We start from the raw sequence: 15965 nt of genomic DNA, 5'->3' as shown, positions 1-15965 counted from the left end.
CGCGACGAGCGGCTATTTGCCCTCGCGGAACCACGCCAGGCCGGCGGCGATCAGGAACAGCAGCGCCACCGCGATGCCCGGCAGCAGCGGATAGCGGTTTACGCCGGTGACGGTGAAGCTGTCGTTGCGGCGCAGTCCGATCCAGCCGTCGCCGAAGGCGGCGCGGTGCGACGGCACGCGGCGGACATCCGGATCGGGCGTCTCGATCAGCCATTGCACGCCGCCGCCCGAGGCGTCGGCCAGCGGCTTGAGCTTGGCCGCCGTGGCGCGCACGTCGGAGAACTCCAGCGGATCGGGATTGCCGACGGCGGCCACCGCCTTGAGCGTGCCGTCGTCGAAGCGGTAGAGGCCGGGCTTGTCGACCACGACGTTGGCGATGGCGCGGCCCGGCGCGATCTGCGTCAACACGATCGTGCGCTGCGAGCCGTCCGGCGCCGTCATCGCCACGGCGGGGAAATTGTCGGCCAGGGTCTGACGGCGGATCTCGATGCGGCCGCCAGTGGCGGTGGCGCGCAGCGCCTCCTCCTCCAGGTCGGGCTCCTTCATCAGCCAGTGCGCGACGCGGCGCACCAGCTCGGCCTGCGGCCCGCCGCCCTCGACGCCGCGGTTCCACAGCCACAGATGATCGGACAGGATCTGCGCCACGCGGCCCTCGCCGACGCGGTCGAGCACGATCAGCGGCCGCTGCTCGGCGCCGGCCAGCAGGGTCGCGCCGCGCTCGGCGCGCGCCGGGATCTGGCGGTACCAGCGGCCCCAGCTGGCGTCCTCGCGGATCGCGTCGGGCTTGTCGAACGGGGCGGGCCGGCCGGCGCCCGGCAGATCGGCGGTCACGGGATGGCGGTCGCCGATCTTGGTCATGGCCGGACGGAAGGCGCCCTCGAACACCTCGCCGGCCGGCGCCGCCGGCAGGATCTCGCCCAGCGGCGTGCGGTGCAGCGAGCGCGGCGTGGCGTAGACCGGGCCGACCGACACCAGCAGCGCGCCGCCGCCCTTCACGTAGTTGGCGATGTTGCGGAAATACTCCCGCGTGATGATGTTGCCGGTCTCGTAGCGGTCGAACACGATCAGGTCGAACTCGCGCAGCTTGACGTCGAACAGCTCCTTCATCGGGAACTGGATCAGCGACAGCTCGCGCGTCGGCGTGAAATCGTCCTTCGACGGCGTGCGCAGGATGGTGAAGTGCACGAAGTCGACGGCGGGATCGCCGCGCAGCAGATTGCGCCACGCCCGCTCGCCGGGATAGGGCTCGCCCGACACCAGCAGCACGCGCAGCCGGTCGCGCACGCCGTTGACGACGAACAGCGCGCGGTTGTTCTCCAGGGTCAGCTCGCGCGTGCCCGGCGCGACCTCGATCTGGACCACGTTGGCGCCGGGATTGGCGACGGTGATCTCGACCGTCACCGAGCGGCCGATCGGCGCGTTCATGCGCATCGGCGGCTCGCCGCCGACGGTGATCGTGACGGCGGCCGGCGAGCGCGCGTCGGGCGCCGAGTCCTCGACCCGGAACTTGGCGGTGACGGTGCGGCCGACGACGCCGAATTTCGGCGCCTGCTCGACCACCAGCAGCCGGTCGGCCTCGTTCCGGCGGCCGCTGAGCAGCACGTGCACCGGCGCCGTCGCCAGCTCCGGCGGCAAGGTCGCGGGCACGTCGTGGACCTGGCCGTCGGTCAGCAGCACGATGCCCGCCAGCCGCTCGCGCGGCACGTCGCTGAGCGCGCCGCGCAGCGCCTCGATCAGGCGCGTGCCGCCCAGCCCCTCGGCGCCGAGCTTGAGGCTCGACGGCGGCAGCACGGCCTCGCGGATCTCGAGGCCCGGCAGCGCCGCGAAGCGCTTGCGCAGATTCTCGCGGGCGGCGGCGATCTGGGCGCGGCGGTCGCCGATCGACTGGCTGTCGCTGTCGTCGACCACGATGACCGCGACATCGTCGATGCCCTTGCGCTCCTCCTCGACCAGCGAGGGGTTCGACAGCGCCGCCAGCACCGTCGCCACGGCGGCGAGGCGCCACACCAGGCCCTTGGCGCGCTTGAGCGCGCCGGCCACCGCGATGCCCAGCGCCGCCAGCGCGAAGGCCAGCAGCAGCGGCCACGGCAGCAGCGGATCGAAGGCGACGGAGGCGGCGGTGGAGCTCATCGCCGCAGCCTCTGCATGATGTCGTTGAGGTGGACCTGGTCGTCCTTGTAGTTGCCGGTCAGCGCGTACATCACGAGGTTGACGCCGAAGCGGAACGCCAGCTCGCGCTGGTTCTCGCCGCCGGGCGCGACCGGGAACATGCCGCGGCCGGTGCCCTCCATCGCCCAGGCGCCGGCGAAGTCGTTGGCGCCGACCACCACGGCGGCGACGCCGTCGTTGACGCGGCCGTTGCCGGCCTCGATCCAGATGCGGCCGCCGGTCCAGCGGCCGGGCGTGTCGGACAGCAGGTAGAACGCGCGCGTCAGCACGTGCTCGGACGGCATCACCACCAGCGGCGGCACGTCGACGGCGCGCAGCAGGCGCTTGAGGTCGGCGCTGACGCCGCCCCGGCCCATCGTGATGTGCTGGTCGCGCGTGTCGAAGAACAGGATGCCGCCGGACTTCATGTAGCGGTCGATGTTGGACGACGCCTGCGTCGAGGGCGTCTGCTGCTCCGACGTCACCGGCCAGTAGATGAAAGGATAGAGCCGCAGATCGTCCTTCTCGACGTCGACGGCGGCCGGTTCGCCCGGCTCGACCGAGGTGCGGGCGCGCAGGATCTCGCCCAGCCCCTCGAGGCCGGCGCGGCTGATGTCGTCGATCTCGGCATTGCCGGTGACGATGTAGGCCAGCCGCGTCTGGGTCGTCGCCCGCAGGATCACCTCCTCCGGTGACACCACGGCGGCCGGCGGTGGTGGCGCCGGCGGCTTGGCGGCGGGCGGACGCGACGCCGGCGGACGCGCCGGCGGCGGTTGCTGCGCGCCGGCGTCGGCCGGCGCGACCATCGTCGCGGCGGCGAGCAGCAGCGCGAGGGCGGCGGTCGCGGTGGCGCGGCGGCGCCCGCCGGGCAGCGGCAGGAATCCGCGCAGCCACAGCGCGATCAGGAAATCGGCCAGCAGCAGCAGCAGCGCGGCCACGAGGAACCACTTGGTCAGGTCGGTCTCGCCTTCCTCCGACAGCCTGTCGGTCGCGACGCCGGACGGCAGATCGGTCAGCGGCGCCGGCGGCTCGACGCGGTTGCCGAGATTGAACGCGGTCTGCGCCGAGTCGTCACCGTACAGTCCCGGCGGCGTCGTCGGCTTGGGCGCGAATCCGCGCGCCGCGTCCAGCCCCAGCGGCTGAGCGCCGAGCGGCGGCGCGCCGAGCTTGCCGAAGCCGTCCAGCGTGCGCCACGGCTTGAGCTCGCGCGCGGCGGCGCCGTCGCCGGAGACGCCGCGGCTCAACGCCACCATGCGCTGGAGCATCTCCACGAACAGGCCCGACAGCGCGAGGTTGCTCCAGCCGGTGTTGGCGGTGGTGTGGATCAGCACCAGCCAGCCCTGGCCACGCTTCTCGCCGGTCACCAGCGGCGTGCCGTCGGCCAGCCGCGCCCAGGTCTTGTCGGCGACATCCGGTCCCGGCTCGGCCAGCACCTGCTGGTTGATGCGCACGTCGGCCGGCACGCGCAGCCCCGCGAACGGGCTGGTGGCGGGGAACTCGGCCAGCGTCGCGGGCTGGCCCCAGCTCATGGCGCCGCCCAGCGCGCGGTCGCCCAGCCGCAGCTTGACCGGCACGAGATCGTCCTCGGCGGCGGCGACGCGCGGGCCGGCGAAGCGGATCGCCACGCCGCCGCCCTCGATCCACGTGTTGATGGCGGCGCGGTCCTCGGGGCCGGGCGAGGCGCCGTCGGGGATCAGCAGGATCGCCATGCGCTGGCCGAGCACGGTGGTCCGGTCGCCGGTCGTGACGGCGGCGTACGGCTCCAGCGCGCGCTCGAGGAAGAACACCTCCTGCAGCAGCGGCTGCCCGCTCGCGACCTGGCGCTCGCCGATGATGCCGACGGGGCGGCGGCGGAAGCGCTCGTCGAGCAGCGCCACCGACCCGGCGCCGGACTGCCCCTCGATGTCCAGGCGCGCGATGCGGTTACGCAGCTCGGTCGGCGCGTCGATGGTCGCGACGGCCTCGGTCGAGGTCGGCCCGAAATCGAGGAAGGCGCGCGCGACGATGGCGCCGCGGTCGTCGGAACCCTGCACGGCGATGCGGCGCGGCCCGTCGCCGCTGGGACGCAGCGCCTTGACCTTCAGCTCGCGCACGCCCGGCTCGGGCGGCAGCAGCGCCATCGGCACCCGCGTCGCCTCCGGCCGCAGCACCTCGAGCGACCCCATGGCCAGCAGCTTGTCGGCGGTGTCGCGCGCGGTCTTGTCGGTCAGCCCGTCGCTCAGCCAGACGACGTGCATCGGCGTCGGCAGGCCGAGCTTGGCGAGCTCGGCGGCGGCCAGCGCGCGGTCGGTCGGCCATGGCTTCGGCTTCATCGCCCGCAGCGCCGCGCGCGCCTCCTCCGGCCGCATCAGCCCGCGCCTGCCCTGCGCCTCGTCGAGCGCCGCCGGCGCCGTCGGCACCACGATGACCGGCCGGTTGCCGCGCTCGGCGCGCTCCGTCAGGCGCTCGGCGTGCCGCTGCGCGGTCGCCCAGTTCGGCGCCGCCGACCAGCCGTCGTCGACGAACAGCACCAGCGGCCCCTTGCCCGCCAGCTCGGCCGAGGGGTTGAGCAGCGGCCGCGCCAGCGCGAGAATCAGCAAGGTCACCAGCAGCAGGCGCAGCAGCAACAGCCACAGCGGGATGCGCACCGGCGTGCGCTCCGGCGGCTCGAGGCCGAGCAGCAGCCGGATGGCCGGGAAGCGCACGTATTTCGGCGCCGGCGGCAGCAGGCGCAGCAGCCAGTAGATGACCGGCAGCGCCACCAGCAGCGACAGCATCCACGGCGTCGCGAACGCCAACGCGCCCAGGCTCAGCATGACGCGGCTCCGCGGGCGGCGGCGCGCATGACTGACGGGCGACCTCGTTCGCCGCGCTCATGACGACGGGCACGACGCACGGCTTCGCGATCTGTCATCAAAGGCGCGGCGAAGGACCTTGGCGGCGGTGAAAACAGCGGTGGCGCGGACGTCACGGCCGCCTCCCGCCATCGGCCATGGCGACGAACAACGACAGCAGCGCTGTCTCCGGCGGCCGGTCTGTGCGGTGGGCGCGCCAGGTCCAACCAACGGACGACACCAGACGGCGCAGACCTTCCTTCTGCGCCTCCAGACGCGCTCGGTAGGCGTCGCGCACGGCCTCGACGCGGCGGATGGTGTGGTCGCCCTCGCTCTCGAAGCCGTCGAACTTCACGTGGCCGTCGTAGGGCAGATCCTCCTCGGCCGGGTCGAGCACCTGAAGCAGGTGCCCGCGCACGCCGAGGCCGGCGTAGTGGCGCACCAGCCGCTCGATCGACTCCAGCGGATCGAGCAGGTCGCCGATCAGCACGAGATGACCGTAGGAGGGCAGCGACAGCGCGGGCGGCAGGCTGTCGAGGGGCCGCAGGAACGCGTTGTCGGCCAGCGACGCCGCCAGCCGGCGCGGCACGCCGCGGCCGGAGACCGGCCGCTCGCCGCCGAGCAGCGCCACGCGCTCGCCGGCGTCGACCAGCAGCGTCGACAGCGCCAGCAGCAGCACCTCGGCGCGCAGCTTCTTGAGCGGCAAGGATTTGTCCGACGTGAACTCCATCGACGGCGAGCCGTCGCGCCACAGCCACACGCTGGCGGCGGCCTCCCACTCGGTCTCTCGCACGTAGACGGCGGGGCTCTTGGCCGATTGCCGCCAGTCGATGCGGTTGATCGAATCTCCCTGCCGGTACTGGCGGAACTGCCAGAACGCGTCGCCCTGCCCGACGCGGCGCCGTCCGTGAACGCCCTGCATCACCGTCGAGGCGACGCGCTGCGCCGCCACCAGCAGCGCCGGCAGTCCGGAGGCGAGGCGCGCGGCGTCGTTGAGCGGCGTCGCGGCGAGCGGGGCCAAGGCCATCAGGCGTTTTCCAGCCCGTGCGGGGAGTCGTGGAGCGGCGCGGCGGCGCGGCGCGTCATCGGCGCGGCCTCAGGCCAGCTTGGCGCAGAGCGTCGTGACGATGGCGTTGACGTCGACGCCCTCGGCGCGGGCGGCGAAATTCGTCGCCATGCGGTGGCGCAGCACCGGCCCGGCCAGCGCGACGATGTCGTCGACCGACGGCGCGAGGCGGCCCTGCAGCACGGCGCGCGCGCGCGCCGCCAGCATCAACGCCTGGCTGGCGCGCGGGCCGGGGCCCCACGCGACGTGCTTCTTGACCGCCTCGATGTCGGTGCTCTCCGGACGGCCGGCGCGCACCAGGCGCAGGATCGCGTCGACCACCTTCTCGCCGATCGGCACGCGGCGGATCAACGCCTGCGCCGCCATCAGGTCCTCGGCCGTCAGCACGCGGCGCGGCATCGGCTGCGTCGCGCCGGTGGTGACGATCATCATCTCGCGCTCGGCGGCCTCGTCGGGATAGCCGACGTCGACCTGCAGCAGGAACCGGTCGAGCTGCGCCTCGGGCAGCGGATAGGTGCCCTCCTGCTCGAGCGGGTTCTGGGTCGCCAGCACGTGGAACGGCCGCGGCAGGTCGTGGCGCTTGCCGCCGACCGACACGTGGTACTCCTGCATCGACTGCAGCAGCGCCGACTGGGTGCGCGGGCTGGCGCGGTTGATCTCGTCGGCCATCAGGAGCTGGGCGAAGACCGGGCCGGGGATGAACCGGAACGAGCGCCGGCCGCCGGCCTCCTCCTCCAGCACCTCGGAGCCCAGGATGTCGGCCGGCATCAGGTCGGGCGTGAACTGGATGCGCTTGGCGTCCAGCCCCAGCACGGTGCCGAGCGTGTCGACCAGCTTGGTCTTGGCGAGGCCCGGCAGGCCGACCAGCAGCAGATGCCCACCCGACAGCAGGGCGATAAGCGTTTGATCGATCACCTCGCGTTGGCCATAAATGACCTGGCCGACACCATCGCGCACGGCGGTGAGTTTTCCACCGAGCGCCTCGATGTCGCGCAGGACGGCTTCCGGATCGGCGGGCGCCTGTCCGAACAGAGGGGGCGGCAGATCGGGCGGCACTCGGGACTCCTGGTTGACGCCGGGCGGCCCGGGTCGGCGACACGGGCGCGATGGAAACACCATTGCAAACCGCGCGCCGTCCATCAAATGACGTTTGCGCGGGCGGACAGGGCATCGGACGGGATGAATCGGGCGAAGACATGACGATGACGCGCGAGGAGGTCCGCGGACGCCTCCAGGCCCGGACGGACGCCATCGCCGCCGGTCGTCTGGTGCCGCCGCCCTATGTCGGGAGCGATTTCGCCCTCAACAACGGCGACGTGATCCCCGAGGTGCTGCGCCACGCCTCGGTCCTGGTGCCGCTGGTCGACCGGGACGAGGGTCTGACCGTGCTGCTCACCCAGCGCACGGCGGATATGCCCAGCCACGCCGGCCAGATCGCCTTCCCCGGCGGCCGCCGCCACGACGACGAGGACGCCATCACCACGGCCCTGCGCGAGACCGAGGAGGAGGTCGGCGTCCCCCGCGATCTTGTCGACGTGATCTCGCCGATCGACAACTACGTCACCGGATCGGGCTATATCATCACCCCGATCGTGGGTCTGGTGGCGCCGCGGTTCGACCTGCGGCCCGATCCGCGCGAGGTCGCCGACGTCTTCGAGGTGCCGCTGTCGTTCTTCCTCGACCCCGCCAACCACCACATCCATTCCCGCAATTTCCAGGGCCGCGAGCGGCGTTTCTACGCGATGCCCTACGGCGAGCGCTACGTCTGGGGCGCGACCGCCGGTATGCTGAAGAACCTCTGGCGCATCCTGTCGGATCGGCCGGACTGAGGAAAACGCCATGCGCGTCGCGCTGATCTTCGTCGTGGTCCTGCTCGGGCCCGCGACCCTATTCTTTTTGTGGGCATGGGCGGTTGCGATCAAACGCGAGCGCAAGCTCAAGGGCACGCTGCCGCCGTGGCAGGACCTGCCGTGGACCAATCTGCTGATCCTCGGTCTGACCCTGGCGATCGCCGGCTTCGTGTGGCTGCACTTCGTGGCCGACCGGAAGGGCGGCCTTCTGGGCTGAGACGCCGGCGAGGCGGAGCCAGCCCGCGTCGCCGCGGCAACTTGCCGGCCGGCATCAACGTGATAGGGAGGCGGCGTCCGGACCCGCCCGCGAGCCATGCAACCCCACGCCACCCTCCCCGTCCAGCCTTGGATGACCGCGCCCGACGCCCGGGCGACGCTCGACGCGCTGGCGGCGGCGGGCATCGCCGCGCGCTTCGTCGGCGGCTGCGTGCGCGACGCGCTGGCCGGCCGCGCGGTCGGCGACATCGACATCGCCGTCGACCGCGAACCCGAGGCGGTGATGAAGGCGCTGCGCGCGGCCGCCATCAAGGTCGTGCCGACCGGCATCAAGCACGGCACCGTCACCGCCGTGGTCGCGGGCAAGCCGTTCGAGATCACGACGCTTCGACGCGACGTCGAGACCTTCGGCCGCCACGCCCGCGTCGCCTTCACCGACGACTGGCGCGCCGACGCCGCGCGCCGCGATTTCACCATCAACGCGATGTCGTGCGACCGCGATGGCGGGCTCTGGGATTTCTTCGGCGGCCGCGACGATCTCGCCGCCGGCCGGGTGCGCTTCGTCGGCGACGCCGCCACCCGGATCGACGAGGACGTCCTGCGAATCCTGCGCTTCTTCCGCTTCCACGCGTGGTTCGGTCGTCCCCCGTTCGACGCGGCGGGGCTCGCGGCCTGCGCGGCGGCCGCCGCGCGCCTGCGCGATCTCTCGGCCGAGCGCGTGCGCAAGGAGACGCTGCGCCTGCTGGAAGCGCCCGATCCGGCGCCGACGGTCGCGGCGATGGCCGGGATCGGCCTGTTCGCGCACTGGATTCCGGAATACGCCGGCACCGCGCTGCTGGACCTCGTCGTCGCCAATGAGACGCGCGCCGTCGATGTCGACGGGCTGCGCCGGCTGGCGGCGCTGCTGGCGCCGGCCAGCGACGCGACCGCGTTCGGTAAGCGCCTGCGCTTGTCGACGCAGGAGGCGCTGCGGCTCGAGGTGATGCTGGCGCCGACGCCGGCGCTCGACGTGCGCGACGATCCCGCGATCCGGCGCCAGATCCACGAGCTGGCCAGGGTCCTGTATCTTGATCGTCTGATGCGTTTCGACGCCGCCGCCGATCCGGCGCGTTGGGCCCGCGCCCGCGACCTCGCGTCGACATGGGACGCCCCGGAACTGCCGGTGGGCGGCGCCGACGCTCTGGCGGCCGGCATGAAGGCGGGCCCGAAGGTCGGCGCGCTGATCTCGGCGCTGGAGGCGTGGTGGGTCGCGGGCGACTTCGCCGCCGGCCGCGAGGCGTGCCTCGCGGAGCTGCGGCGGCGGATCGCGGCCGGAGACCACGCGTGATCCGTCCCGGCCTCGCCGCCGCGCTGTGGATCGCCACGGCCGTGCTGCTGTTCCTCAACCACACCATCGGCGACACGCTGATCGCCGACAGGATCGGGGTGCGTCTGGCGCTGTGGTACAAGACGCTGCTGCCGATCCCCTACGTCGCGCTGATGGCGGCGATCCACGCGCGGCGGACCACCGGGCCGGCCTGGCGCGGCGCCGCGCTGCTGGCGGGCGCCATGTGGTCGATATCGACGGCGTTGTTCGACGCCCTGCTGGGCCGGCTGACCTACGGCGAGAGCCTCGACGCGACGCTGGACCGCTACGGCGTCGCCTACGGGTCGCCATGGCCGTTGCTGCCGCTGGCGCAGGCCGTCCTGCCCTACGCCTTCGCGATGCTGGCGAACCGGCGGAAGACGGCGGACTGAGCGGCTTCCCACCGCATCGCGTGATTCCATCGCCGGATGAATTGCACTAGGTTGCGCGCGCCATGGGGAACGCCAATCCGATCTACGCCGCCGTCGACACCACCGACCTGACGCGCGCCGCCAAGCTCATCCGCCGCCTGACCGACGGCGCGCCGGCCGTGGGCGGAATCAAGCTGGGGCTTGAGTTCTTCCTCGCCCACGGCGCGCCGGGCATCCGCTACGCCTTCCCCGAGCCGGTGCGGCTCACCGGCGTCGGTTTCTTCCTCGATCTCAAGCTGCACGACATCCCCAACACCGTCGCCGGCGGCATCCGCGCGGTGGCCGAGCTGGCGCCGACCTACATCACCATCCACGCCGCCGGCGGTCCGGCCATGCTCAAGGCCGCCGTCGCCGAGGCGGCCGACGCGGCGGCGCGGCTGGGCGTCGTCCGCACCCGCCTGCTGGGCGTCACGGTGCTGACCTCGCTGGACGATTCCGACCTCGCCGCCACCGGCGTCGCCGACCGGTCGGCCGACCAGGTCAAGCGGCTGGCGCTTCTGGCGCGGGACAGCGGGCTCGACGGCGTGATCTGCTCGCCGCGCGAGATCGCCCCGCTGCGCGCGGTGTGCGGGCCGGATTTCGAGCTGGTGACGCCGGGCATCCGGCCATCCGGCGCCGCCGTCGGCGACCAGAAGCGGGTGATGACGCCGCGCGACGCCATGCGCGCCGGCGCCACGGCGCTGGTGGTCGGCCGGCCGATCTCGGAGGCCGCCGACCCGCGTCAGGCGGCGCTCGACATCGCCTACGAGGCCGATCTCGGCGGCAAGATCCTCGCCCAGGCCGGCGGCTGAGGCCGCCATGACCGTGCTCGCCAAGATATGCGGCCTGAGGACCGCCGAGACCATCGCCGCCGCCGTCGCCGGGCGGGCGCGCTACGTCGGCTTCGTCGCCTACCCGCCCTCGCCGCGCCATCTCGCCTTCCACGAGGCCGAGGCGCTGGCCGCCGAGGTGCCGGCGCATCTGCTGCGGGTCGGATTGTTCGTCGACCCCGACGACCGGCTGCTGGGCGAGTGGACCGAGGGCGGCGCGCTGGACATGCTGCAGCTGCACGGAATCGAGACGGCGGCGCGGGTGCGCGAGATCAGGGAATCCTTCGAGTTGCCGGTCATGAAGGCCGTCCGCGTGGCGACGCGCGACGACGTCCGCCACGCCATCGACGTCTACGCCCCGGTCGCCGACCGTCTGCTGTTCGACGCCGCCCCGCCCTCGGGCGATTCCTCGGCCCTGCCCGGCGGCAACGGCCTGCCGTTCGACTGGCGCCTGCTCGACGGCGTCGAGGTGCCGGTGCCGTGGATGCTGTCGGGCGGGCTGACGGCGGACAACGTGGCCGCCGCCGTGCGCGCCACCGGCGCCAAGGTGGTCGACGTCTCGTCCGGCGTGGAGTCCAGCCGAGGCGTCAAGTCCCCCGAGCTGATCCGCCGCTTCCTGGCCGCCGTCGCGGCGCTCTGAGGCGCGGCCTCCCGGGCCGGAATGCCTGATTCGACTCGGTCCGAAATCGGCGTAGGCTCGCCTTCCCGGACAACGCAGGGAGGCGATCCGTGAAGACCGAGAAACGCATGAAGGACCTGGGGATCAAGCTGCCCCCGGTCAGTTCGCCGGTGGCCAACTACGTCAACGCCGTGCGCACCGGCAATCTGCTCTACCTCTCGGGCAAGGGGCCCGGCGCGGTCAGCGGCAAGGTCGGCGTCGACATGACGGTGCAGGAGGCGAAGTGGCACGCCCGCGCCACCGGCCTCAACCTGATCTCGGTGATGAAGGCCGAACTGGGCGACCTCGACCGCGTGTCCCGCGTCGTCAAGGTGCTCGGCATGGTCAACTGCGACCCCGAGTTCACCGAGCAACCCAAGGTGATCAACGGCTGCTCCGACCTGTTCGTCGAGGTGTTCGGCGACCGCGGCCGTCACGCCCGCTCGGCGGTCGGCATGGGTTCGTTGCCGAACGGCATTCCCGTCGAGATCGAGGTGATCGTCGAGGTCGCGGGCGCCGCGCCCGCCGCCACGCGGGCCGCGCCGGCGCGCAAGGCCGCGGCTCGTAAGGCGCCCGCCCGCAAGGCGCCGGCGGCCAAGAAGAAGGTCGCGAAAAAAGCGGTGAAGAAGGCCGCGAAGAAGAAAAAGCGCTGACGCCGGCTTCGGACGCGCGGACGGCGGCGGCCGCCGCCCCGCGCGATTCCCATGGATCGCGTTCTGGCATGACCTCGGCGCGGGCGACGCGCCCCGCCGTCGCGTGCCGGCATGCGGACATGTACATGTCTTTATCCGGGATCGATTGTCGGGGAGTCGCGCCGCTGGTATAGGGCGTCCGCATCCGCGCCCCCGCCCGACAGGAGCCTTCCATGGCCAAGGACAGCAAGGACTACGTCGTCAAGGACATCGGACTCGCCGACTGGGGCCGCAAGGAACTGGACATGGCCGAGACGGAGATGCCCGGCCTGATGGCGATCCGCAAGGAGTACGGGCGCAAGAAGCCGCTGAAGGGCGCGCGCATCGCCGGCTCGCTGCACATGACGATCCAGACCGGGGTGCTGATCGAGACGCTCAAGGCGCTGGGCGCCGACGTGCGGTGGGCCTCGTGCAACATCTACTCGACGCAGGACCACGCCGCCGCCGCCATCGCCAAGGCCGGCACGCCGGTGTTCGCGATCAAGGGCGAGTCGCTGCAGGAGTACTGGGACTACACGCACCGCATCTTCGAGTGGCACGACGGCGGCGCGCCGAACATGATCCTCGACGACGGCGGCGACGCCACCCTGCTGGTCCATCTCGGCATGCGCGCCGAGAAGGAGCCGAAGCTGGTGTCGAAGCCGACCAACGAGGAGGAGGAGGTCCTCTACGCCTGCATCCGGAAGACGAACAAGGAGCGCCCCGGCTGGTACGCGTCGCTGGGCAAGAGCATCCGCGGCCTCAGCGAGGAGACGACGACGGGCGTGCACCGCCTCTACCAGATGGAGAAGGACGGCCGCCTGCTGTGGCCGGCGATCAACGTCAACGACTCGGTGACCAAGTCGAAGTTCGACAACCTCTACGGCTGCCGCGAGTCGCTGGTCGACGGCATCCGCCGCGGCACCGACGTGATGATGTCGGGCAAGGTGGCGATGGTCGCGGGCTTCGGCGACGTCGGCAAGGGATCGGCCGCCTCGCTGCGCCAGGCCGGCTGCCGCGTGATGGTGTCGGAGGTCGACCCGATCTGCGCGCTGCAGGCGGCGATGGAGGGCTACGAGGTCGTGACCATGGAGGACGCCGCCCCGCGCGCCGACATCTTCGTGACCGCGACCGGCAACCTCGACGTCATCACGCTAGACCACATGCGCGCCATGAAGCACCGCGCCATCGTCTGCAACATCGGCCACTTCGACAGCGAGATCCAGGTCGCGAGCCTGAAGAACTACAAGTGGCACAACGTCAAGCCGCAGGTCGACGAGATCGAGTTCCCCGACGGCAAGCGCATCATCCTGCTGTCCGAGGGCCGGCTGGTGAACCTCGGCAACGCGACGGGTCATCCCAGCTTCGTGATGTCGTCGTCGTTCAGCAACCAGACGCTGGCGCAGATCGAGCTGTGGACCAATCCGGGCAAGTACGAGAAGAAGGTCTACACGCTGCCGAAGCACCTCGACGAGAAGGTGGCGGCGCTGCATCTCGAGAAGATCGGCGCCACCCTGACCAAGCTGTCGAAGCCGCAGGCCGACTACATCGGCGTGCCGCAGCAGGGCCCGTTCAAGGGCGACGCCTACCGCTACTAGGCACCCCGTCCGCCACCGCCCCGAAGGCCGCCGCGAGGCGGCCTTCGTCGTTTCCACAGATCCCGCGCCTTCCGGCCGGACTCGCGCGCGTGGTAGGTGTCGGACGTGGGCGACGCCAGCGAAACGCCGCGCGACATCGCGCTCCCCGATCTCGCCGCGACCCGCCGGCTGGGCGCGGCGTTGGCGGCGCTGTTGCGCGCGCGCGACGTGGTGGCGCTGCGCGGCGATCTGGGCGCCGGCAAGACCGAGCTGGCGCGCGCGATCCTGCGCGCCGCCGCCGGCGATCCGGAGCTGATCGTGCCGAGCCCGACCTTCACGCTGGTCGAGACCTACGACACGCACCTCGGACCGGTGACGCATTTCGACCTCTATCGCCTCGACGCGCCGGACGAGTTGCGCGAGCTGGGATTCGAGGAGGCGCTGGCCGACGGCGCCTGCCTGGTGGAGTGGCCGGAGCGCGCCGGCGGCCTGCTGCCGGCGGATCGCCTCGACATCGCGCTGACGGTCGACGACCGCGACGGCGCGCGCCGCGCCACGCTGGCCGGCGGTCCGTCCTGGTCGGACCGCGTCGCACGACTGGCCGCCGAGATGGCCCGTGGTTGACGACCGCGCCGCGCGCCGCCGCGCCTTCGTCGTCGATTCCGGCTGGGGCGACGCCACCGAGTCGCTCCTCGCGGGCGACGCCTCGTTCCGCAAGTACTTCCGCCTGCGCCGGGGCGACGGCACACGCGTGGTGATGGACGCGCCGCCGCCGGAGGAGGACGTGCGGCCGTTCACGCGGATCGGCCGCCACCTGAGCGCGCTGGGATTCAGCGCGCCGGAGATCCACGCCGTCGACGACGCGGCGGGCTTCCTGCTGCTGGAGGATCTCGGCGACGACACCTACGCGCGGGTGCTGGCGCGTGGACTGGCTGCCGGCACCGGCGGCGACGAGCGCGGACTCTACGCGCTGGCGGTCGACGCCCTGGCGGCGCTGCACGGACGCGGCGACACGGCGCTGCTGCCGGATCTCACGGCCTACGCCGGCGACGCGCTGGTCGAGGCGGCGATGCTGCTGCCGGAATGGTACCTGCCCGCCGCCGCCGGCCGCGAGGCGCGCGCCGACGAACTGGCCTCGTACCGCGCGGCGTGGCGCGATACGCTGGCCGCCATGCCCGCCCACGCCGAGACGCTGCTGCTGCGCGACTTCCACATGGACAACCTGCTGTGGCTGCCCGGCCGGCCGGGGGTGCGCGCGTGCGGCCTGCTCGATTTCCAGGACGCGCAGCGCGGCCACGCCGCCTACGACCTGATGTCGCTGATCGAGGACGCGCGGCGCGACATCGCGCCGGCGCTGCGCGACGACATGCTGGCCAGATACGAGGCCGCCGCCGGAGTGGCCGACCGCGCCGCCTTCCGCGCCGCGTTCGCGATCCTCGCCGCCCAGCGCCACGCCCGCGTCGTCGGCCTGTTCGTGCGGCTGCTGCGGCGCGACGGGAAGCCGGTCTACCTGCCGCACCTGCCGCGGGTGTGGCGTCTGCTCGACCGCGCGCTGGAGCACGAGGCCTGCGCGCCGCTGCGCCGCTGGATCGCCGCGCATCTTCCGCCCGACGCGCGCGTGGTGCGGGCATGACGGGGCGGACGATCCGGCAGGCGATGGTGCTGGCCGCGGGCCGCGGCGAGCGCATGCGGCCGCTGACCGACTCCCGGCCGAAGCCCTTGATCGAGGTCGCCGGCCGGACGTTGCTCGACCGCGCCCTCGATTCGCTGGCCGCGTCGGGGGTCGAACGCGCCGTCGTCAACACCCACTATCTCGGCGGGATGGTGGCGGCGCAACTCGCCGGCCGGGCCCGACCCGCGATCACCTTGTCGCCGGAGGAGATGCTGCTCGACACCGGCGGCGGAGTGGCGAAGGCGCTGCCCGCGTTCGGCGACGAACCCTTCTTCACCGTCAACAGCGACGCGTTGTGGCTCGACGGCGCCACGCCGATGCTCGGCCGGCTGGCGGCGCAGTGGGATCCGGCGGAGATGGACGCGCTGCTGCTGCTGCATCCCGCCGTCGCCACCCGCGGCTACGAACCGGCCGCCATGGGCGACTACCATCTCGGCCCCGACAGCCGGGCGCGCTGGCGCGGCCGGACGGGCGTGGCGCCGTTCGTGTTCGCCGGCGTGACCGTGTGCCACCGCGGGCTCTACGCCGGCGCGCCGGAGGGGCCGTTCTCGCAGCTCCGCCTGTGGAACGAGGCCGAGGCGCGCGGCCGCCTGTTCGGCCTGCGCCACGACGGCGAGTATTTCCACGTCGGCACGCCGGACGCGCTGGCCGAGGCGGAGGCGTTCCTCGGCCGCGGCGGACGCTCCACCCGGTCGATGGAGTGAGCGAC

15 protein-coding genes are annotated in these 15965 nt (G+C 72.6%); 11 read left to right on the top strand and 4 right to left on the bottom strand.

The window, feature by feature from the left end; translation table 11 throughout:
* Positions 1 to 12: 12 nt before the first annotated feature.
* The 4 genes from IPK81_16845 to IPK81_16830 form a co-directional block, all read right to left on the bottom strand.
* On the bottom strand, positions 13 to 2130 hold the full coding sequence (locus IPK81_16845) for a hypothetical protein (protein QQS11240.1): 2118 nt from the start codon (positions 2128 to 2130) through the stop codon (positions 13 to 15).
* Positions 2127 to 4943, bottom strand: coding sequence for a DUF4159 domain-containing protein (locus IPK81_16840; protein ID QQS11239.1), 2817 nt, complete (start codon positions 4941 to 4943; stop codon positions 2127 to 2129). Before IPK81_16840 ends, IPK81_16845 begins: the two co-directional genes overlap by 4 nt.
* Positions 4944 to 5094: 151 nt before the next feature.
* A complete protein-coding gene (locus IPK81_16835; protein QQS11238.1) occupies positions 5095 to 5988 on the bottom strand; it encodes a DUF58 domain-containing protein in 894 nt (297 codons plus the stop codon).
* Between the two features lie 69 nt (positions 5989 to 6057).
* On the bottom strand, positions 6058 to 7146 hold the full coding sequence (locus IPK81_16830) for a MoxR family ATPase (protein QQS11237.1): 1089 nt from the start codon (positions 7144 to 7146) through the stop codon (positions 6058 to 6060).
* 83 nt (positions 7147 to 7229) lie between these two features.
* Here IPK81_16830 and IPK81_16825 point away from each other — a divergent pair, with 83 nt between their 5' ends.
* The 11 genes from IPK81_16825 to IPK81_16775 all read left to right on the top strand — a co-directional run bounded on the left by IPK81_16825 (position 7230) and on the right by IPK81_16775 (position 15960).
* Positions 7230 to 7856, top strand: a complete 627-nt coding sequence (locus IPK81_16825) for a CoA pyrophosphatase (GenBank protein QQS15155.1) — start codon at positions 7230 to 7232, stop codon at positions 7854 to 7856.
* A 10-nt stretch (positions 7857 to 7866) separates the two neighbouring features.
* On the top strand, positions 7867 to 8094 hold the full coding sequence (locus tag IPK81_16820) for a hypothetical protein (protein QQS11236.1): 228 nt from the start codon (positions 7867 to 7869) through the stop codon (positions 8092 to 8094).
* 96 nt (positions 8095 to 8190) lie between these two features.
* Entirely contained in the window at positions 8191 to 9420 is a 1230-nt protein-coding gene (locus tag IPK81_16815) for a CCA tRNA nucleotidyltransferase (protein QQS11235.1), read from the top strand.
* Positions 9417 to 9830, top strand: coding sequence for a hypothetical protein (locus IPK81_16810; protein QQS11234.1), 414 nt, complete (start codon positions 9417 to 9419; stop codon positions 9828 to 9830). Before IPK81_16815 ends, IPK81_16810 begins: the two co-directional genes overlap by 4 nt.
* Before the next feature lie 62 nt (positions 9831 to 9892).
* A complete protein-coding gene (gene pyrF / locus IPK81_16805) occupies positions 9893 to 10660 on the top strand; it encodes an orotidine-5'-phosphate decarboxylase (protein ID QQS11233.1) in 768 nt (255 codons plus the stop codon).
* 7 nt (positions 10661 to 10667) lie between these two features.
* Positions 10668 to 11318 carry a phosphoribosylanthranilate isomerase gene (locus IPK81_16800; GenBank protein ID QQS11232.1) on the top strand — a complete coding sequence of 217 codons (651 nt, stop codon included), beginning with the start codon at positions 10668 to 10670 and terminating at the stop codon, positions 11316 to 11318.
* A 107-nt stretch (positions 11319 to 11425) separates the two neighbouring features.
* Complete coding sequence (locus IPK81_16795; protein QQS15154.1) at positions 11426 to 11989, top strand: RidA family protein; 564 nt, start codon at positions 11426 to 11428, stop codon at positions 11987 to 11989.
* Between the two features lie 212 nt (positions 11990 to 12201).
* Positions 12202 to 13605 (top strand): adenosylhomocysteinase, encoded by a 1404-nt coding sequence (locus IPK81_16790; GenBank protein QQS11231.1) that lies wholly within the window; start codon positions 12202 to 12204, stop codon positions 13603 to 13605.
* 105 nt (positions 13606 to 13710) lie between these two features.
* A complete protein-coding gene (tsaE, locus tag IPK81_16785) occupies positions 13711 to 14208 on the top strand; it encodes a tRNA (adenosine(37)-N6)-threonylcarbamoyltransferase complex ATPase subunit type 1 TsaE (GenBank protein QQS11230.1) in 498 nt (165 codons plus the stop codon).
* Positions 14201 to 15217, top strand: coding sequence for a phosphotransferase (locus IPK81_16780; protein ID QQS11229.1), 1017 nt, complete (start codon positions 14201 to 14203; stop codon positions 15215 to 15217). The genes tsaE and IPK81_16780 overlap by 8 nt, the downstream gene beginning before the upstream one ends.
* The gene (locus IPK81_16775; GenBank protein QQS11228.1) at positions 15214 to 15960 is read left to right on the top strand and encodes a nucleotidyltransferase family protein; all 747 of its coding nucleotides are present in this window, start codon (positions 15214 to 15216) and stop codon (positions 15958 to 15960) included. The genes IPK81_16780 and IPK81_16775 overlap by 4 nt, the downstream gene beginning before the upstream one ends.
* Positions 15961 to 15965 lie beyond the last annotated feature (5 nt).

It is taken from the genome of Rhodospirillales bacterium, from assembly GCA_016699855.1.
Taxonomy (GTDB): Bacteria; Pseudomonadota; Alphaproteobacteria; order Reyranellales; family Reyranellaceae.
Note: the sequence above shows the minus strand (reverse complement) of the source record. Positions and strands in the feature narration are given on the sequence as shown.